General features: G+C 38.4%; 20 protein-coding genes. 16 read left to right on the top strand and 4 right to left on the bottom strand.

The features are described from left to right. The first annotated feature begins 26 nt into the window (after positions 1–26). The 11 genes from AC4PM4_RS17395 to AC4PM4_RS17445 all read left to right on the top strand — a co-directional run bounded on the left by AC4PM4_RS17395 (position 27) and on the right by AC4PM4_RS17445 (position 11221). Entirely contained in the window at positions 27–686 is a 660-nt protein-coding gene (locus tag AC4PM4_RS17395) for a hypothetical protein (RefSeq protein ID WP_491614122.1), read from the top strand. Positions 687–958: 272 nt separating this feature from the next. Continuing rightward, complete coding sequence (locus tag AC4PM4_RS17400) at positions 959–1279, top strand: hypothetical protein (protein WP_491614123.1); 321 nt, start codon at positions 959–961, stop codon at positions 1277–1279. A gap of 326 nt (positions 1280–1605) precedes the next feature. Further along, a complete protein-coding gene (locus AC4PM4_RS17405; protein WP_491614124.1) occupies positions 1606–3543 on the top strand; it encodes a hypothetical protein in 1938 nt (645 codons plus the stop codon). Positions 3544–3730: 187 nt separating this feature from the next. Next, positions 3731–4240, top strand: a complete 510-nt coding sequence (locus AC4PM4_RS17410; protein WP_491614125.1) for a hypothetical protein — start codon at positions 3731–3733, stop codon at positions 4238–4240. 191 nt (positions 4241–4431) lie between these two features. Beyond that, positions 4432–5508: a hypothetical protein gene (locus AC4PM4_RS17415; protein WP_491614126.1), complete on the top strand. Its 1077-nt coding sequence runs from the start codon at positions 4432–4434 to the stop codon at positions 5506–5508. A gap of 320 nt (positions 5509–5828) precedes the next feature. Further along, entirely contained in the window at positions 5829–6584 is a 756-nt protein-coding gene (locus AC4PM4_RS17420) for a hypothetical protein (protein ID WP_491614127.1), read from the top strand. A gap of 408 nt (positions 6585–6992) precedes the next feature. Beyond that, complete coding sequence (locus tag AC4PM4_RS17425) at positions 6993–7676, top strand: hypothetical protein (protein ID WP_491614128.1); 684 nt, start codon at positions 6993–6995, stop codon at positions 7674–7676. 214 nt (positions 7677–7890) lie between these two features. Then, positions 7891–9006 (top strand): DUF4062 domain-containing protein, encoded by a 1116-nt coding sequence (locus AC4PM4_RS17430; RefSeq protein ID WP_491614129.1) that lies wholly within the window; start codon positions 7891–7893, stop codon positions 9004–9006. Between the two features lie 172 nt (positions 9007–9178). Next, positions 9179–10009, top strand: a complete 831-nt coding sequence (locus AC4PM4_RS17435) for a macro domain-containing protein (RefSeq protein ID WP_491614130.1) — start codon at positions 9179–9181, stop codon at positions 10007–10009. A gap of 95 nt (positions 10010–10104) precedes the next feature. Beyond that, the gene (locus AC4PM4_RS17440; protein WP_491614131.1) at positions 10105–10248 is read left to right on the top strand and encodes a TIR domain-containing protein; all 144 of its coding nucleotides are present in this window, start codon (positions 10105–10107) and stop codon (positions 10246–10248) included. Positions 10249–10402: 154 nt separating this feature from the next. Further along, complete coding sequence (locus AC4PM4_RS17445) at positions 10403–11221, top strand: hypothetical protein (protein ID WP_491614132.1); 819 nt, start codon at positions 10403–10405, stop codon at positions 11219–11221. Between the two features lie 201 nt (positions 11222–11422). On the opposite strand, the gene AC4PM4_RS17450 is transcribed toward AC4PM4_RS17445, so the two are convergent. Next, positions 11423–11674: a helix-turn-helix domain-containing protein gene (locus tag AC4PM4_RS17450; RefSeq protein ID WP_491614134.1), complete on the bottom strand. Its 252-nt coding sequence runs from the start codon at positions 11672–11674 to the stop codon at positions 11423–11425. A gap of 163 nt (positions 11675–11837) precedes the next feature. On the opposite strand from AC4PM4_RS17450, the gene AC4PM4_RS17455 reads away from it, so the two are divergent. Both AC4PM4_RS17455 and AC4PM4_RS17460 read left to right on the top strand, forming a co-directional pair. Next, positions 11838–12026, top strand: coding sequence for an aspartyl-phosphate phosphatase Spo0E family protein (locus AC4PM4_RS17455; protein ID WP_491614135.1), 189 nt, complete (start codon positions 11838–11840; stop codon positions 12024–12026). 33 nt (positions 12027–12059) lie between these two features. Further along, entirely contained in the window at positions 12060–12371 is a 312-nt protein-coding gene (locus AC4PM4_RS17460) for a hypothetical protein (RefSeq protein WP_491614137.1), read from the top strand. A gap of 207 nt (positions 12372–12578) precedes the next feature. Here the strand turns inward: AC4PM4_RS17460 and AC4PM4_RS17465 are convergent, their stop codons facing one another. The 3 genes from AC4PM4_RS17465 to AC4PM4_RS17475 form a co-directional block, all read right to left on the bottom strand. Further along, a complete protein-coding gene (locus tag AC4PM4_RS17465) occupies positions 12579–14261 on the bottom strand; it encodes a type 2 periplasmic-binding domain-containing protein (protein ID WP_491614138.1) in 1683 nt (560 codons plus the stop codon). 107 nt (positions 14262–14368) lie between these two features. Further along, positions 14369–15976: a response regulator transcription factor gene (locus AC4PM4_RS17470; protein ID WP_491614139.1), complete on the bottom strand. Its 1608-nt coding sequence runs from the start codon at positions 15974–15976 to the stop codon at positions 14369–14371. Between the two features lie 232 nt (positions 15977–16208). Next, entirely contained in the window at positions 16209–18011 is a 1803-nt protein-coding gene (locus AC4PM4_RS17475; RefSeq protein WP_491614140.1) for a sensor histidine kinase, read from the bottom strand. 274 nt (positions 18012–18285) lie between these two features. Here AC4PM4_RS17475 and AC4PM4_RS17480 point away from each other — a divergent pair, with 274 nt between their 5' ends. The 3 genes from AC4PM4_RS17480 to AC4PM4_RS17490 all read left to right on the top strand — a co-directional run bounded on the left by AC4PM4_RS17480 (position 18286) and on the right by AC4PM4_RS17490 (position 20883). After that, positions 18286–19143: an ABC transporter permease gene (locus AC4PM4_RS17480; protein WP_491614316.1), complete on the top strand. Its 858-nt coding sequence runs from the start codon at positions 18286–18288 to the stop codon at positions 19141–19143. Between the two features lie 16 nt (positions 19144–19159). After that, positions 19160–20032, top strand: a complete 873-nt coding sequence (locus AC4PM4_RS17485; RefSeq protein WP_491614141.1) for a carbohydrate ABC transporter permease — start codon at positions 19160–19162, stop codon at positions 20030–20032. 194 nt (positions 20033–20226) lie between these two features. Then, positions 20227–20883, top strand: coding sequence for a hypothetical protein (locus AC4PM4_RS17490; RefSeq protein WP_491614142.1), 657 nt, complete (start codon positions 20227–20229; stop codon positions 20881–20883). The last annotated feature ends 43 nt before the right edge of the window (positions 20884–20926 follow it).

Raw genomic sequence — 20926 nt, forward strand, 5'->3', positions numbered from 1 at the left:
AGATCATTTAAGGAGTTGAAGAACAAATGAGAAATCTAGAGACAGAATTGATTCAAAGCCACCAAGCATTATTCGGTGATTATTTTATGGAAGAAGAAGAGGCAAACAATTTTATATTAGAGAAGCTTAATTACTCCCAAAGTTTAGTGCCGCGCAGAATGTTAAATACTGCTCAGAGATTGATAACTTTATCTGACGAGATAGATATAATTCGACCTGGAAGAAGAGACTTAAGTATCTTCTTTTTGATTACTTGTATCGAGTCACTATATGGTTTCATTCCAGCAGTAAAACTGAAAAAACAAGAAATAGCAATTCACTTTTTCGAGAACTATTTTAATCAAGATGATAAGAAAATTATTCAAGAAAGTATAACTATTTCTGGTATTAACGATGAAGTTTATTATAAAGAAGAAATAAGTATGTCAGAGTTCGCTTTACTTATGACATCTATTAGAAATAATGTTGCACATGAAGGAGTTTACTGGACATTTCATTTTAATGAAGAAGATTATGATGGAAGAACTTTAAATATAGTCAAAGCTAAGTTGAAAAAGGATGAGGGATATAATCAAATTACATATGAAGTTGGGTTAACATATCAACAATTTAGGAACGCATGTATAAGAGCTTGTATTTCTTTGATAAACGATCAATTCCAAAAAATTAAAGATTCTTCACTGTAGCTAATCTACTTCGCATAACATAATATTCAAGCTTCGGCTCCTTACGAGTCTTGGTCTGCTTGTAGAAAATCGATGAGGTATCTCAGCAGACACATCCGACTTCGTCGGACGTCTTGAATAAAGGAACGTTATGCGACATTCTTGAAAGAAATAAAAAAATTCAACTAAAGAACACAATTTACTTTCGGCGGTTTATGTGCAACTCCCATCATACCCGCACGAAAACTATTGAATAAATAGTAAGCTGTAATGAAAAAGGAAGGGATAGTATAATGAAGAAGATAGTTCTCTCTTTACTATTACTACTAATTCTTTGTTCATGTAGTAATCAGTATAATAAAGAAACATGGTTTAAAGAGGCAGAGAAAAGAACTAGTATGGTGTACAGTTTGATAAATAGTTACGAACTTAAAGGGATGACGGAAACCGAGATTATTGATTTACTTGGTGAGCCAGAACAAAAACTTGGTGAACCTTCTCGTCAGTATGTTTATTATCTAGGAAGAGCAGGCTTAGGAGTAGATGATAGTCTGTTACGACTCAGTTTCGATAAGAACGGTGAAATTGAAAGTCATGAGATATCGCATGATTAGATAAACTGAATCGAGAAAATTCGATCTAGCACTCCTAAATATAGAAAAAAATTGTAATAATGAACTCAATTTATTAAGAGATTATAATGATTATTGGATGGTAGTATTTCGAAGAAGCAAGAACGCCGCATAACACCGTATTCACGCTGCGGACCGTTCGGTCCTTGGTCTGCAAGAGGCAACTCGAAGAAGTTGTTCAGCAGACAATCCTGCGAGGCTAAGTTTTCGACCCAGTCGCTGACGCTCCTTTAAGCCTCTCGGACTCGTGAACACAAGAACGTTATGTGACATTAGGGCAAAAAGCCAGTTACAGATAAGGAGCTTACATGAAAAGGATAAAATTTTATTCATTAAATGATATTCTGTATGGAAGAAATTTATTGAAAAGCCGAACACTGATAGATGAATATTATAACGAAGAAGCAGATGATATCAATGTTGTAATTGAACTTTATAATGCAAAAAAGTATTTCGATAATAAAGTATATCCTAGTGATTGGACACCTGATACTATAGATCGTTTGGAAAAGAAAATTAATAAACTCTTTGGAATAGTTGCTAAGTTCTTTAAAACAATTAATGATGATAACTTATTAGAAATGTATAGTAGAGTCGAAAGAAACTATAGAGATGATTTTTGGGAACTTATAGATAAATTCAAGGTATATGAAAATATCACAGCTGACTGTTTCAAGATATTCTTGAGTACAACAATTGTATCTTTGGGAGAATTATTAAAGTCTAAGAGCATCACGAATCACTATGGTGAAATAATTAAAGATAAGATGTTGTCTGATCCCTTATCATCAGTCAAACTGCTTTTGGATAAATATGAATTAAAACATCTTAGAGAACCCCAAGCCATACATTTTCCGAAACAATTAAGTAATCTAGATAAAGAATCAATTATTTCAAGCTATTTGGATAGTGAAGAGCCTAATTTGAACTATGTACGGCTTATTGCTAACATACAGAGCAGTAAAGATAAACTTGAAATCGCACCCAAAGTCTTATTAAAAGCAAAGCGAAAAGCAGAAGAACTAGAAAAGCAATATTTCGTAGAGAACTCTGGAATGCCAATGGAGACAAGTGTGAGTTTTTCGAAAAGTCAGAATGAAGAAGTGAAGTTGGTATATGAAGGTCAAACCATAGCTGCAACGTACAGCACCAAATGGATTGAAGAAAATAGGGATTTTTCAACTTTACTTAATAATTTTATATATCTTTTTGAATTTGTTGATTTACAGATGAGAAGTACAATAGTTAATAAGATAAGTGAGATGGGAGTGTTTGAACGCCATATTTTTATTTCATCTCAAAACGCATATAATGTTGGTTTTGTATTTGAGCGTAAGAACGTTTTGTCATTACTCCAAATGTCAGGTTACTATCATCAACTCTTTAGTCTTGGGATAAGACTAGAAGAAATCATTGAATGGTTTTTTGAAGATTATTTACTTGCAGAGTTTGATGCACACAACTTTAAAGTGAAAATGCCCTCAGTAAATTCTCCTTTTTTTGAGAAATGCACTTATATTACACCTGCTTTAGAGTCAGTTCTTAAGCAATTTATTTTATTTGTTGAAGATGGACATATAGACTATGAGTTACTTGAAATTCGATCAGAACACCTTGTCTACAAAAACATTCCATCCTTGATATCAAAGAAATATGCCTATGGTTGTGGGGATGAATTTAATTATTTAATTTACTTACTTTTTTCAGATCAGTGTGGATTAGGATACCTTGAAAGATCAGCTGAGTCTTATAACAACTTTTTTGAGTTACTTACAAATGAAAGAATGAATAAAAATGAAATTCAGAGTTACAATCTGAAAGAAATTGAATGGCTCATAGAGAAACAATATTTATCTATTGACGAAGATGAAATTATAACTTTTAAAGATTATCAACTAGCATTACTATTATATGATTTTTATATTAATGAAGTAGTGTGCTATTGGAAATGTTCAGAGTATAAGCGTAAGCTACTAGATGAGTTACAAGATAAGGGAATAATTGAATTTGAAAGCACTCTCTTTTCTAGACAGGAAACAGATTATATCAATTATACTCTTAATAAATCGCAATTTAATAATGGACTAGATTTACGGAATAAATATAGTCACATTCAGCCGAATATAGAGAATGATGATAAGGAAATTCATAATCAGAATTATTTGATTTTATTGAGAATATTTATTTTAACTGTAATAAAATTAAATGATGACTTTTGTACGAAAAGGGATTTCAAACATGATTAAGTAATTCGAAGATGGCCCAAACGCACATAACATAATATTCAAGCGGCAGCTCCGTTGGAGCCTTGGTCTGCGAGGTGGATTTCGAAGAGGCATTTCAGCAGCCAACCCCTTTGGGGTTCATGAATACAGGAACGTTAACTGAAATTGCTTTATAAACAATTAGAAATTAAATATTCGGAGGTACACATTGATAGAAAGACTTATTGAAATATTCGAGAAGGCAAATAGAGATTTTTTAAAAAGTGATTTTGACTTATTTATATCTAAAGTTTCTGAGAGGACGCTTTGTGGTGCACTAATGTTACATATAAATAACATAATAAAAAGATCTGAATTTGCAGAATATAAGGTAGACGTGGAATATAATCGGAACAAAAATGGGGAAATCAAAACAATTGTAAAAACTATTTATGGACCTAAGGATGTTGGAGTTAAGATAAATTGCGATCTTATTGTTCATAGCCGAGGGAATAGAACAAAAGAAGAGAAAGAAAGTGACAAAATTAGACTAATTGCTTTGACCAAGGACAGTTATGATGATGTTTGGTCCTTTGATGGAAAGACATTTCCGGAACATGTATGTAAATATGTATTGGGCGTTTACTATGAAGTGAATTATAAGAAAAGAAGGATTAACATTGAATATTATAAAGGAGGGCATTTATTTGATGAGAAGGAAGTCGAGTTTTATTTTTAATGTATATGTAACTCAATGATATGATACAACTTCAGTTAACATAATATTCAAGCTGCGGCTCCGATGGAGCCTTGGTCTACTGGTTGTATTTCGAGGAGGGATACCAGCAGACACATCCGACTTCGTCTGACGTCGTGAATACAGGAACGTTATCCGAAACATCCGAAAATTAAAAGAATAGAGGAATTTTAATGTGTATAGATCATATTGAAAATCTTAAAAAAATTCTTGATGTGAATCCTGTAATGAGACTTGGAGATGAAGCCAAAAAATACATAGAGAAGCATGATAAAAGTGGAAGAAGATTAATGGGTGGATTTAATCATGTAGACAATACTGTCGCAGTAATAAATCCCAGAAGGATAAGTACGTTAGCTCACGAAATGCGACATGCTCATCAATTCAAAAATAGAGAAAAATATAATTATAAGTTTGAAAATGATTTAGAGGGGGCTAAGGAATTTGATTTGAAAGAGTACTATCAAAGTGAAAAAGAAAAAGATGCTAATTTATTTGCTTTTTGTTACTGCTTGAAATATGGTGAGAAATTTCAAGCTGTCAAAGTCTTATTCCTGAATATTATCCTGGTACGCATTTTTTTGATTACTGGTCTATATCGAATTGAAGAATTTTTGATGAATAATAGAAATATAAACAAGAAGAATAATCCGAATAAAGGAAGTGGTGATGCGAGGAGATATATCATAATACTCCTTGTTGCTTTTTTGGTCATCATTTCACTCCCATTTATATTGGAGTACTTTATCTTTAGAAATGAAATTTATTCCACACTTTCCAACGGGGAATGGGGAGGATTTCTAGGGAGTTATTTAGGTGGAGTTATCAGTGGTATTGGGACTATATTAGCTGTTTGGGTTACAACGAAAGAAACAAGGACTATACAAAATAAAACACAGGATAATATTGAGAATGATAGAAAGCTCCAACGCCAAAGTCAGCGTAAGGTATTTACAGATGATATAGCCCACATTATTTCAGAATATATTATGGACATATCGGGATATTATTATGCTAGTCGCCATAATAAAGATGATTACTCAAGAAATTTATCTGTGAAAAATTATTATCTATTGAAAATCAAGTTAAATGGAGTTGAGAAGGCAACAGAATTAATAGAGGTGTTAGAAGATATACACAATCATCGTTCTCATGGTGTTGTTCAACGTGACGAATTTAATGAAACAATAGAAAAATTAATGTCGGAATTGTCCCAATTTACGAGAGAGTATATTAAGCATGAGGATTAAGAATATATTATAAGTGTTTCAGGATGTCGGATGCATCGGATAACAAAGTATTCACGTATCGGGCCAGCATGCTGACCCTCGGTCTGCCGAGACATTTCGTGGAAGTGTAATCATGCAAACAACCTTGCGAGGCTAAGTGGCGGAGCCACCCGACGCTACGCGCCTTAAGCCTCTCGCGTTCGTGAATACAACAACGTTATGTATAACCTCTGAAAATCTAAAGTACTTGATAATATCGTATGAATAATTAATTGATATTGATAAGAGTATATGACCAACTATATTATAGTAAATAAAACTAGATTATGGAGGTTGCAAAAATGACGAAAATTGAAATACCAATGAATAACTCTGCTGGGCGGTTATATCATATTATTGATGAAATAAAAAACAATAATTCAATCAGTTCAACCCCATATACTGTATTGGCAAAAGTATTCAATGTATCAAAAGATGACAAGGCAGTTATCATTGAAAACTATTCTGAATTATTTCAATTAACAAAAACACTTAAGGAAGATATATTGCAAGTTACTAACATTAATCATGAGAGATATTTGCAGCCAATTAATATCGTTTTAGATGCTTTATCAAGTATTGAATTGAATGCTACTAACGGCTTGAGTAAATTCGTCAATAAAATAGATGAGAATATAATGACTCGGCTGGAATTTTGTTCAGATACACTTTCTCGAGAGATTGGTGAACACAGTATTAGTGAAGATGAATTAAATGAGCTATGTAACAATGTTAATAATCTTATTGAATCAGTTAATAATATGAAGATTAATGATGACTTAAAAGCACTATTTTTAAAGAATCTAACCAACATAAGGTCGGCAATTGAAAATTATAAATTATGGGGAACCAAAGGATTGCAGTCAGTAATCGATTCTAGTTTTGGTTCGATATTGTTAAGAGGTGATCTTGTAACATCGGAAGAAGAAAGGAGCACTGGTAAGAAAATAGTGGGATACATTTTTGAGATTAATAATATTATCAATGCGGGGAAAAAGATTTATGAAACGCTAGAGCCAGTAATTAAGTTTTTTGTTGGAACAGGTAAGGATGAATAATTGTGTAAGTTCATTAAAAAGTCAACTTCTTCTTGGTTGACTTTTCTAATTTTGAGTTTGATCGAGGGAATCAGAGGCATCGCATAACAATATATCCACTATCGAGCCTGACGGCTCCTCAGTCCTCTAGAAGGTATTGGCAGAGAAGCATATTCAGCGGACACATCCGCACCGTGGTCGCCCTTGGCGGATTTGGGACGTCGTGGATATAACAACGTTATACGCAATTACTACAAAGGAAAGAGGGGTTAAATGTGATTTATTAATTCACTAGAAGAGAAAGATATAGTTACATTAATAGGGATATTTGTAACGTTAATCGGAATTTCACTTATCTTTATTGTTGGGCTAATTACATTAACACAAGCGTTGAAAAGGATTAAGTTGGACAACTTAACACAACATAGGGTGGAATGGATTAACACACTAAGAAAATATGTAGCGGATTTTGTATCCGAAATTGATTTGCCTAAAGTCCAAGTGAGTGTCTTAGAAGTTTCAGAACTTATGAATTATAGAGAAAAGTTGATATATAAAGCTTCATTAATAAAGCTACATTTAAATTTTAAAGGCACTCTAGATAAGAGGATAATAGAGAATATAGATGAGATTACAAATAATATTTTTCTAGTACTGTATATAAATAACTTGGGGAGAAAACTAAAAATAAACAAAAATCCGGCTACTAATTCAATAGTCTTTGAAAATTTTTTAATCAATAATCCAGATGTTATTTTAATCAAATTTCTCAGAGATCATTCTGTAAAAAATAACATTAACTCAAAACTTGATGAAAAAAGCATTAATGAGAATTCTTATGATTATCTAGTAAGCGTAATTAGCGACTATATTTCAGTTATCAACTCTAAGAGTTATCTTAATGAGTTTCAAAGAAAACTAGGTATTATCCATAATGATTTATTTAGCCAAATTGCACGTAATAGAGGGGATCTTACTAAATTAGCACAAATTTATTTGAAAGCAGAGTGGACGAGGGTTAAGAAAGAAATTAAATTTGTGAGTTTTTACAACGAAGAAAAAACATTAAAAAAACTAGAAAAAGAATGGCATAGATTCAATGGAGTAACTTAGGAGGGCAGTAACAGCGCATAACATGATTTTCACGCATCGATCCATTCGGCTCTCGGTCCGGCAGAGGGATTTCGAGGAAGCTTTGGCAACCGGACAACCTGCACTGGCTAAGTCCGTTGGACCCGGAGCATTCGCGCCTTAAGCCAGTGAGGGTTCGTGAATACAAGGACGTTATAGAAATTGTACTGAGAATAATGATTTTGGGGGGAAGACGATGAAGCCAAGAATTTTTGTGAGTTCAACTTATTATGACTTGAAGCATATTAGAAATAACGTGGAAAGATTTATTAGTCAGTACGGTTTTGAAGCTGTACTTTTTGAAAGTGGGAATGTATTTTTTGAACATGATAAAGAATTAGATATATCATGCTACAACGAAGTTAAATTATGCCATATGATGGTATTAATTATTGGTGGAAGATATGGCGCCCCGTCTAGTGAAGAGAAACAAAATGAATTTGTTAAAAAATATGAACAAAACTATATTTCCATAACTAGAAAAGAGTTTAAAGAAGCTATTGATAATAATATTCCTATATTTATCTTTATTGAAAAGAACGTATATAGTGAATATCATACTTTTAAGAAAAATAAAAAAGTAATTTCTGATTTGTTAAAAGAGCCTGACTCTAATTTTAAATTTGCATTTGTTGATAGTTCTAATATTTTTGATTTTATTGATGAAGTTAAAGTTAAAGCTATTTCTACGTTTGAAAAATTTGAGGAAATCGAAGTATATCTGAAAAGTCAGTGGGCTGGTATGTTCTACAACTATTTAATAGAACAAATTAAGGAGAAAGACAAAAATAAAATTATTAATGAAGTATCTGAATTACATAATATATCAGAACGTATGAATGAAATGATTGATCAGATCGGTAAATCAATACTTACAGCAACTGGTGAATATGAAGATGTTGTGAAGAGGCAAAATATAAAGACGGTCTCATATTACACAAACAAAATATTTGAGTACATTAAATTTAAAGATGTAGCTGTGCTAGGTCAGGAAGAAAAGAATAAAATATTCGAAGTCACTGAGCATTTTGTTGATTTGGTTTTGAATAACTCCGAAGTTTATGATAAAAATGGAGTTTTTTTAGATGTTGATTTCATATTCAGTGATATTGATAAAAAAATTGAAAAAACAATAAATAATAAACTAAAACAAATAGATAAAAATATACAAATCGAAATAATGGAGTTATATAATATATTTGAAATATATTCTACGAAATTAAAGCCGTTGTTTAATAATAATGGTCTTGAAAGTTTGTTTAAAGAGACTCTAGAAGACTTATTTAGTAAACAATTATTATTACCATTTTAATTGAAGGTGTCCTTTCCTGAAACAAGACATTCAAGCAGTGAAACCTTTGGAGTTTTAGTCTACTGATAGATTCCGGTTGCATCACACACAACCCCCTTTTAAATTTTACAATACAGGAAGGTATGCTAAAAAGGGTCAAAATAATATTTAGAAAGGTTTGATATTAGAGGAAATGAAAATCAAAGTGGTTTTTTTGGACAAAGCACTAATAAAAAATTATTTATCGTTCTTAACTATTTTGAGTGTTTTCTTCACCCTTGGCTCTATATTCATCAATATACCTACGGAGTATAGGATATTTTACTTCACAAGTTTCATTGTTTTTTTAGTAGTAGTTTATTTTTTACTTTGGATAAGGGCAAATTTAATGCAAAAAGTAAGACTACATATTAATAGCTCAGAATTGGAAATTAGGAGTGGTGATATTTTTGAAGCTGATGGTTACAAAGTCATAGCATTTAATGAATATTTTGATACACAAGTTGATAATGTAATTATATCTGAAACAACACTAAACGGTATATATATTAAAAGGAAGGGAAGTAGAGAGATTTCTCAACTTGATAAGAAATTAAAAATTGATCCTATTTTAAAAGAGAAGATCCTTGAACAAAATAGTGCAAGAAGAATAGGAAAGAAGACTAAGTATAAACTTGGAACTATATTTCCTAATGATGACTATTTTCTCACTGCATTCTCTAAATTCGATAATGAGAACAGAGCTTATTTATATATGAATGATTATATTAATTTTTTATTGAATTTTTGGAATGAGGTTGATAGTTTTTATAACGGCAGATCAATATCCATACCACTTTTAGGTTCTGGGCTAACGCGTCTGAAAGACGCAGGTCCAATAACAGACCAGGAGCTACTAGAGTTGCTAATATGGTCTTTTAAGATTAGCAGAATAAAATTTACTTACCCATCTTGTGTATCAATCTTAATACACGATTCAAGAATGGATAAAATAAACTTATATAAACTAAAGGAGATTGTGTGATGGCATATAGAAATGAAAACTATTCAGCATTTTATGTGATGAACCTTTTGGCGAAAGTAATCTAGGAGCTGCTGCTACCAGAGTCATATAACATTTTGCGGGCGTGGAAAGCAAAAGAGGGTGAGTTTCCTTTTGAGGACTCTCATTATAAAAATTATAATGTCAGAGATGGTAGTGATTGGGAAAAATCTCTCAAACCACGTTTACATGAAAGGCGTAGAAACTCTAAAAACATTTAAATAATGAAAACTTTATGTTGGATTCTAAAGTTGCTACTAATTTTTATTTTTATCCTTATTGATCTTAGCAGTGCTGGTAACAACTTGATATGCTCTGGCAGATAACTCCTTGGAGAGGTTCATGAATTCGGAAGAACGATAATTGTAACTCAATATGAAAAATAATGTAAGAGGTGATAGAGTGGCAATCTGTTTTGTAATTCAGCCATTTGACGGAGGAGCTTTTGATAAAAGGTATGAAGATATCCTAGTTCCATCCATAACTGAATCTGGTTTAGAACCTTATAGAGTAGACCGAGATCCTACCGTAACTATACCTATAGAGGATATACAAAATGGAATCAAAAATGCTGATGTAGTTTTAGCAGAGATTTCATTAGATAATCCTAACGTATGGTTTGAGCTTGGATATGCAATTGCGAGTCAAAAAGAAGTTATACTGATTTGTTCAGATCAAAGAAATTCGAAATTTCCGTTTGATATACAACATAGAAAGATAATCACTTATAGTACAGCTTCCCTAAGAGACTTTGAGCTCTTAAAGGTTCAAATCAAAGAACGAATCAATGCGATAAACCAGAAGCAATTAAAAATGGGGCTAATATCTACACAATCCTCAATCGCACTTACTGAGGGATTGTCACAACATGAATTGACACTATTGGTTTCAATTACTCAAAATATAGATAGCCCCGACGAGACAATAAGCACATATATTATAAGACAGGACATGAACAAAGCGGGATTTACTCCTATTGCTGTAACATTAGGTTTGGATTCTCTTCAGAATAAAGGATTAATACAGTATTCTGATCAACAAGATCATCAAGGTGATTATTACAAGGCATACAGTGTAACAAATCAAGGGATGGGTTGGCTCCATAACAATATAGATAAGTTAATATTAGAACAGAAGTATATCGAACCTGAAGCACATAGTGATCCGTTTGTTGATGATAAATTGCCGTTTTAATCTCTTGAATATAGAGAGTTCCTTTTATAAAGCCGATGCCGGAACGGGGACAATCGGCTTTTTTGTGATTATAGCAATAGCTTTTGATAAAGTAACGATGAGATATTATTATCGTGACGGTGAAGAATTCTTATAGATAATGTGGGGAAAGAAGGGACGAGGAGTCTTGTAGAAAATAAGAAGATTTACGTAATACAAGCTTCATTCGACTTCTTCCCCAAGTAAATACCCCACAGAAACCTCCAAAGCCCTCGCAATCATCACGACCTCATAATCTTGAACGAGACGATATTGACCCTCCAGACGTGATAAACTGGTTTGACTAATATCCAAACCCAGTGTTTGCAGTTTGGCCAGGAATTCTCTTTGTTTTATCCCTTTACTTTTACGGATAGCTACGACTCGGGAGCCGATTATGTTTTTATCGCCAGGTGGTTCTTGTCTATGCTTCATTATGTACACCCCTCATTTCAACCAAATTGTATGAGAAATAATGGTTGTTTTAATGCGGATATCGAATTAAAATAAAATAAACCGATAATCGCATTAAAATGATTGCTCATGTCTAGCATTAACAAGACATGGTGCAATTTAGACTCATCAGAGAGGTGCATGTATGAGCCGGTTGCTTGACTTATTGGAAGAGGAACGGCGCAAGCTTAATCAGCTTGGAGAGGCATCCTTGAAGCAAGCGATTCCGTTGTGGGACAATCCTGAGGTTCAGGAACAGAGCCGAAGGGTGGACGAACTGGTGGCGCGAGTGAGTGAAATGAAAGCGAGGCATAGCCGAGTTGTACGGCAATGAGCGAAGTACATAAAGCGCAGGGGAGGAGAAGCAATGGATTTTCCACCGTGGATGCAGCGAGCAATTCAGGCAAGGCTGGATGAGGTATCTTCCCGGATCGAGCATGATCCTGAACTGAGTCGTGTACGTGGGGAAACAGACGAAGCGTTCGAATCTTTGTTTAATGGCAAGGATATCGAGCAGACACCTGAATATACTGAGTGGGAGAGCCGATACATTGTCAGTAAAGGAATAGAGTATGAGCGGTTATACATGCAAGGGCTAAGAGATGGCATTCAGCTCACAGTTTCCTTGCTGGGGCAGTCAATGTTAACTGACAGGGATAATGACAGGCCGGATGCCTAATTGCTTGAAAATATGTCTCATAAGAAGTGAGAAGAGTTGAGAATAGCAAAACGTAATCTGTGAGTTGTTAGAGGTTTTAACCTACTAACGCGAACCCATAAGTCAGGGGAAGCAACCCCAATCTATACCTTAAAAAACCCGAGCCGAAGCGTGTAACTTATCGCTTCGACTCGGGTTTTAATGTTCTACTTTTCCAACATCCAATGCTTACTTCCCACTCACCGACTTAAACCAATCATTCACTTCTTGCGTGATTTGATCACCGCCGTTGGATTTCCAGTTGGCGACGAATTGGTCAAAGGCATCAACCGGCAGTTGGCCGTAGATGATTTTGTTGAAGGTTTCCATCTCGGACTGGCGGAGCAGGTTCCATTTGGATACCATGGTTGGTGTTGCAGCACCGGTAAAGTAGTTTTGTTTACGGATGTCGATCTGGGACATAACGACTTTACCTGCATACCAGTTTTCCGGTTTACGGAATTCGGCCATTTGTTTCTCGTAAGGTGTTTCAGGCTTCTCGCCGTTGGCCAGCTTCACGAGTGTTTTCATGTACAGATCCGGGATACGTGCTGGGCCGGTCAGGAACGGGAATTCGTTGGAGAAGTCTTTGATCTTCTCTTTGTCACTGGTCGGTTGTCCGTCAATGACATCCCAGTCGTAACCTTTGGCGAAGCCGTATTCATACTCACTGCCCGCAGCCGGGTTAGCCAGGTTATCGAGCAGGTAGTTGTAGTACAGGAAGATGGCTTCTGGATGCTTCGCATCCTTGTTAATCATGATACTTGCGTTGACACCAGAGTTCTGCCACTTCGTACCGATCTTGCCGTCTGGGCCAGCCGGAACAGGGTAAGCTTTATACTTTGAGCCAGGTACGTTCTTCAGCAGGTCAGGTGCAGGCCAGTCGGGTACCCAGTTTGCGCCAGGCAGAATGCCCGCTTTGCCAGCCGTCCAGCTTTCAGCGGATTTGCCTTCATCCCACAGAGCGGAGTCGGTATGAATATAACCTTTGTTCATCCATTCAGCCAACTTGGCAAGTGCTTGTTTCGCACCCGGGTTAACGGAGCCGTACTCCAGATTGCCATTTGCGTCTTTGTTCCATTGCTCCTCGATTGTGCCATATGCACCGAACAACCAGTCGAGCTGACCCATCCAGGTGTTGGTGTTATTTTTCAGCGAGATCGCCAGCGGGAATACTTTGTCTGGAGACAGACCGTCCGGGTTCTCGTTTTTGAATTTGTCCATGATGTTCTCAAGGTCTGCAATGGTTTTCGGAGCTTCCAGGTTCAGCTTCTCCATCCAGTCTTCTCTAAGCCACAGCAATGTGTCATCGTTATCCGTATACTCCATGATCGGCATATTGTATTTCTTACCGTCCTTAGTGAACGGGTACCAGAGTTCAGGATGTGCTGCTGCATGATCTTTCAGGGTCTGACTCGCGTACTTGTCGAACAACTCATCGATGGCGATGAATTGACCGGAGTCGATCAACTGATTGGTCAATACGGCATTGGTCGGTACGGATACGAAATCAGGCAGCTTCTCGCCAGAGGCGATAGCCAGTTGCAGCTTTTGTCTGTATTGATCGTCATTGGCCGGATACCAGGTATCTTTATGCTTCATACCCAGCGTTTCCAGCATCCAGCGATCGTGAACGTTATTTTCTTTGGTATCCCCTTGCACGTATTTCTTCGGCATCAATACCGAACTGAATTCGATGGGTGGGTCGTATTTTCCTTTGGCAAAAGCAGCTTCTGCTTCAGCTGAACCGACGGTCGCCGGTGTATCATCTTTGGTACCATTGTCACTGGCTGTATCGCCACTGCCGCACGCAGTGATCGTGATGAGTGCGATAACCATGAGCAGTGACCACCATGTTTTGAATTTGATCATTGTTCAATCCCCCTACGATGTATGATCTTTACAGTGTAACTGTACCAATTTGGGCGGGAGGGCATCTATATGAGTTTGTTAGTTTCGATAGGACTCTATTATGTTGTTTAATGTTGATCCCGATACTCCTGCGGCGTGACGCCAAACTGGCGCTTGAACACTTTGATAAAATAAGCCGGGTCCATATATCCAATCTCCATGCTGATTTCATATACCTTTTTGGTGGTCGTGACCAGCTTGTGGCAGGCCCGATCCATGCGTAGGCGAGAGATATAATCACTGATGCCTTCGCCCGTTTCAATTTTATAGATCTTGGACAAATGGGTCGGATGCAGATTGACATGATCGGCCAGTACACGCAGAGAAACATCCAGATGCAGGTTTTTATCTGTAAAATCCTGAATCTTCTTCACATACTCGGAACGGATGTCCTTGATCTCATTGGATGTACCTTCCTTGAGTTTGCCAAGTACACTAAGCGACCATTTGCGCAGTTTACTGATGGTGGTGAAAGCTTCTCCACTCTGTAACCACTCGATATCGTCACCCATTAAGTTGGCCAAAGTCAGCCTGTTTCGGTGTGCGAGATTGGTGAACGAAGCCGTAATTAAAAAACCAGCCTCCATACAATGCTCCCACGATTCCGACCATTTCTCATCCAGCTCCGCACAGACGGCTAGTATTTTTTCTTCTGCCGCATCCCATTGACCACTCTCTAACAGGTGAATGAACGTGGGTGGAGTATATAGGACATCCAGCGGACCTTGCGCTGCCGGAGTTTCCACGTCACTGACCCGCATCACGAACTCGCGCTCGTCACCGACAATTTGCCGGAAATAAGCGGAGGCTTGCCGAAAACGATCATATAGCTGATCGGGAAACGTGAACCACTCGGTGATGACGATGGAGAGGGAACCCTTCAGAAACTGCTTAACTTTGGACTGAAGTTGTACGGAAAGCTTCTCCAGTATGGTTTCTTTGCCAATGTCGGTGTTGTTCACTTTCAGTTGAAGCAGAAACACCAGATATCCATGCTCCTCCTTCACGCCCCACACTTCCATAAACTCACCCATAATCTCTTCCGCCATATTGATGACCGCATATTCAAGCAGGGTTTGATCGTTGTTGTCATATTGCCCGAATTCTTCTTCCATACGTACAAGCATTAATGCGCAATCCCCGGCGTGGAAGGGCAGATCGTAATTCGCAAGTTTCCGTGCCCATTCGCTGGAGGCAATTCGATGTCCCTGCAAAGCCTCAAGGAGCAATCGCCCCCGCAAATGCGGTAGGTTCTCTCGAAGGGTAAACTGGGTTCGTTTTAGTGAACTTACGAGTTCCCATTCAGTATTTAATTGATCAATGGCCTTCTGAACAGCGCCCATCAATTCATCATCTGTCGGTGGTTTAAGCAAGTAATCGACGGCCTCGAACTGGATGGCTTTTTTGGCGTAATCGAATTCGGAATGTCCCGATAAAAGAATGCACTTTATTTTTTTGTCACGGACTCTAATCCGTTCGATCAGTTCAATACCTGTCATTTCAGGCATTTGAATATCCGAGATTACAATATCTATAGGGTGCGTATCGATCAGTTGAAGTGCTTCGTGTGCCGAGTATGCTTTGTGCACCTGTTCGATCCCCAGCTTATGCCACGGTTTGGTCATGGACAGGTTATCTACCCAGTGTGCTTCATCGTCTACGATGATCATTTGCATGTTGTATTGTCTCCTTAGTGGTTGAACGCAGACATCTGTACACTTGCCACTCCGATGACAGAATAACCTTCCGATCGCTGTTATCCCCAGATTTATTGAATGAATTTTATAATGTGTAAATCTGGTGATAAAGGCGAGCACTCCGTTTCTTCAGGTTTTTTCTGTCCTCTGCGTTATCGTGTACGTGATCTTGTTCAAAATTAAATCGTCAATTTATTGTTTGTATTAACCTTTAACTCTTACAAGTATCTCCTCGCTCAGTATCATCTTTCGGGATCTCCCAGATCATCTCGGTTCGGAATCCGCCGAGAGGGGAGGGGCCGAATAGAAGGTAGGACTGATTGCCGAATAGGTGCATGATTCGCTGATTCGTGTTCCATAGGCCACAGCCCATTTCCTCCTGCAGCGGCTGCTGCATTTTCAGATTCAACGCCTCCAACTGTTCCGGGCTCAAGCCAGGTCCATCGTCATCGATGTAAATTTTGCAGAACCCGTTCGAGCTCTCGCCAGTAATCCGGATTTCACCAGATGAATACGACTTCGCCACGCCATGAATGACGGAATTCTCCACAATGGGTTGAAGCATTAATCGTGGTACCGACTGGGCTAGCATATCCTCAGGGATGTCGATATGGTATTCAATTCTGCCATTACGCAGCTTCTGGATATCCAAATAGTTGACGAGCAAGTTGATTTCTTCTTTTAGAGAAGATGTCTCCCGCTCCACTCGTGTCGTATAACGATAGTAGGCACTAAGGTTATGTGCCATGGAGACGACGGCTTGCTCGTCCTTCATCTGGGCCATATTGATGATATAGCCAAGACAGTTATACAGAAAATGCGGATTGATCTGGGCCTGTAACTGTTTCAGCGTAGCTTCCTTGGCCCTGATTTTTTCCTGGAACACGTTCTCGATCAGGTCTTGAATCTGATGTGACATATCATTGAATCGATGGAACAAAAACGAGAATTCATTCTGATCCTTGCTATGCAGACGTACGGAATAATCTCCGCGCTGCACGCGGCGTAAGCCTTGGATCAGCTTTTTGATCGGATATTGAATGTTTCGATATAACAGAATCGAAGCGGAAATGCCCACCACAAACAGCAGAATCATAAACAGATAGAACAAGTTCCGACTAAGCGAGATCGGCTGTAGAATTTGATAGAGAGGTACCACATCGACCAAATGCCAATCCAGATAGGAAGATTTCACCGAGCTAACCAGATACTTTTTCCCGTTCAGCTTGACGACATCCTGTGTGGTATCCTCTGGCGAGTGCTCATCCAGATAACGAATGAGTTCCTCGGATAGCTGCTTGTCTGCACTGCGATTCAGAATGGGTGAATTTCCTTTGTGATAAAAGAAGGGATCACCTTGTCCACCTTCCTTATACGTATCCAGCATGTTCTGAATATTCTCATAACTGAAGCTGGCTTCAATCACCAGATTGCTTCCCGTCAACATACCCGGCTGGGCCAAGGAATCCGTAAAGAACCAGTAAAAGGATTTCATATCCTCTTTGGACTCAGCACCATCACCGTATGTCCATTGTCCGCTCATATTTCTTTTCAAATAATCCTCATCATACCCGGATGTTCTATTATAGTTGGCAATGACATCTTGATTCTGTTGTGAATGCACAGCGTATCGAGTAGGCCATATATCGGTAACACCGGATTGAAGCATCAGCTTTTCCTGAATAACATATCGGGTCTGCATCTTGTCATAACGATCATTCCATATGTTCAAGCCATTGAATGCTCTGACATTGGGATCTCTTGAGAGAATAAGACTGAAGTCCATCATCTGGTTAATACGGGAATCGATCTGACTGGACAGAAACGTGAGCTGCTTCGTATTGGAGACCTGTAGCTCTTTGCTTACAACATCATAAGTGACGTTGTTCGAGTAGGTATACATGATAATAATGGGGATGAACAGGACCACAATTAAACAGTTTATTTTGGCAAACAGACTAAACCGGGATCTGGACGTTCTTCCCAAAGTTATAAAGCGCTTCCATGTATTCATAAAAAGTCTCCTTCAAATTCTGTGTAAACAACCTCTTCAGATGATGTTCCTAACAAAACACTATCAAGCCTAACAATGTTATATAGTCAGACCTGAGAAATGCCTGATACTATTTATAGCAGAGATCCCCATTACACACAAAAACTTTTTTTGGGAACAGGAGCGCGCTATGGAGGCTAATATGGAAGCTAACCGGGTACCTCAGGCGGACATTGGGAGCAAGCCGAACAGAAAAACAAAAAAACGCTACAAACAACCATGGATTCTGCACTTGATGGTGTTGCCGGCGGCCATTATGGTCTTTATTTTTTCATACATTCCGATGTCCGGGATTTTGATGGCATTTCAAGACTATAAACCTGCACTGGGTTTTTTCGATTCCGAATGGGTCGGAATGAAGCATTTCAGATACATGTGGGAAAATGATTATTTCCTGCAAATCACGTGGAATACGCTGTTTTTTGCCTGTTCTAAGATCATTATGAACCTAATTATTCCGTTTGTCTTCGCCTTATTGCTCAACGAGGTACGGAAGATGGCGCTGAAGAGAACGATTCAAACGCTCGTGTATCTGCCGCACTTTTTGTCTTGGGTTACACTGTCAGGCATTCTGATCGACATTCTGGCGCAGACGGGTATTGTCAATCAGTTCCTAGTCTCCGTATTCGGCATTAAGCCGATATTCTTTCTGGGGGATGGCAGCTGGTTCCGGTTCACGATCATTGCGAGTGATGTCTGGAAAGAGTTTGGATTCAACACGATCATCTTCCTCGCGGCACTGTCTGGCATTAACCCTGCACTGTATGAAGCAGCTGAAGTGGATGGGGCAGGACGCTGGAAGCAAACGATGTATATTACCATCCCGGCACTTATTCCCATTGGGATCGTAATCGCAACCCTGGCACTGGGTAATGTGCTTAACGCCAACTTTGACCAGATCTTTAACTTATATAGTCCATTGATTTACCAGCAAGGGGATATTATCGATACGTTTGTGTATAGAGAAGGTCTGCTAAGTGGGCAGTTCAGTTTCGCTACCGCCGTGAATCTGTTCAAATCGGTTATTAGTTTGATCCTGATTGTGATCTCCTACCGACTGGCTTACCGATTCGCCGGATACCGAATTTTCTAGAAAGGATGACGAACTCATGTATCATAAAACGATGCCTTACCGCATATTCAGCATAATCAACAATGTGTTACTGACCGTCCTTTCGCTGCTCTGCTTGCTGCCTTTGTATCACTTACTCATGGTATCACTGAGCGCATCTGCTCCTGCCAATGCTGGACTGGTGACGTTCTGGCCGATTGGCTTTACACTGGAGGCGTATGCTAAGACGTTCGCCAATAGCAATTTCCTCTCCTCCCTGTGGGTGTCTGTGGAGCGGACGGTACTGGGAACAGGGCTCGCGTTAATCGTCAATACGATTGCAGCCTACGCGCTCTCCAAAGAGACACGGGTGTTCCGTGCACGCAACATCTATCTGTGGTATTTTGTCATCACGATGCTGTTTAGCGGTGGTCTCATTCCGGGGTACATTCTGATTCTGAAGCTGGGACTGATGAATACATTGCTGGCCTTGATCCTGCCGGGATTGGTTGCGGTGTTCAACATTATTCTGCTGCTGAATTTCTTTCGTACCGTTCCAAAGGATCTGGAGGAAGCTGCATTTATCGATGGCGCAGGTCATTTTCAGACGTTTATCAAAATCTATCTGCCTGTCTCCGTACCCGTTATTGCAACCGTTTCGCTCTTCATGATGGTTGGACATTGGAATTCGTACTTTGACGGGATCATCTACATCCGTGATGCAGAAAAGCTGCCACTCGCGACATTCATGCAGACGATCATCGTGCAGGCCGATATGTCGAAGCTCGATCCGGAAGCTGTTGCGAATCTGTCCCAACGGACCATTCGGGCATCACAGATCTTCATCAGTGCGCTGCCGATCCTGCTCGTGTATCCGTTCCTGCAACGTTATTTCGTGACTGGGATCGTGGTTGGGGCTGTGAAGGAGTAGTTGAATGTAAGGGTTAGAATAGGGTTGTAAAATGGAGTCACTGAACTGGGGAAGGCCAGGGAGGTGGCTTCTTTTTTGTGTGGAGAAAGATGTTGCACGTATGTAGTTTATTACCTTTATTTGAATAAAATGGTACGATGAGAAAAATAAAATGCAAGTATATCCTGACTATTCATATTGAGGAGTTGTACATAGTGAAAAAGATGATGATGTTTACACTTGCTGTAGCGTTATTAAGCTGCTCCATGGCTCATACCGTTTCAAGTGCACCTAAGAAAATCAGCGTGATTTTTAATGAAAAGGAACTCAAAACACAGGCAGGTGCCGAAGCGAAAATGATAGACGGCCGAGTATATATCCCGGCTAATATCCTTCGAGGTGCGAGATTCTCGGTAGAGTATAAAAACTCAACGCTTCATTTGGTCAATAGCTATTTTCTGTACACCAGAAATTTGATGGAGATGCATGTGCTTAATCATGTCTTTACAACTCGATTCAACAAGATAGATCAGGAAGTGGTTCACATTTTGGGCAATGTGCTGCTGGAAGAGCCGGTAGATTTCTCGGAATTACACGAGTTCATAGCGGAAGCTGAATCAAATGCGGGAATCCGACCGGAGGACTTTACTCCCGTGCTAGACTTTAATTCGTTTGATTTTGCACCTGCGAGAGAAAGTGTAGAAGCATACAAAAAAGCAAGCCGTGAGTTAATCGCTTATGTCGATACTGGAGACAAAGAGAGGTTGAAGTCGTTTTACGAAGAAAGAAAACAGGCACTTGAATATTATAATTCATACACATATGTATATGATCTTATTTTTAAAGCGAGTTTTACGAGTGCAGTAAGATAGGAAAAGAAATATCTCTCAAATCGCATGATCAACGTTAAATTTA

The sequence above is a fragment of the Paenibacillus sp. MDV22-iso6 genome, assembly GCF_058408365.1.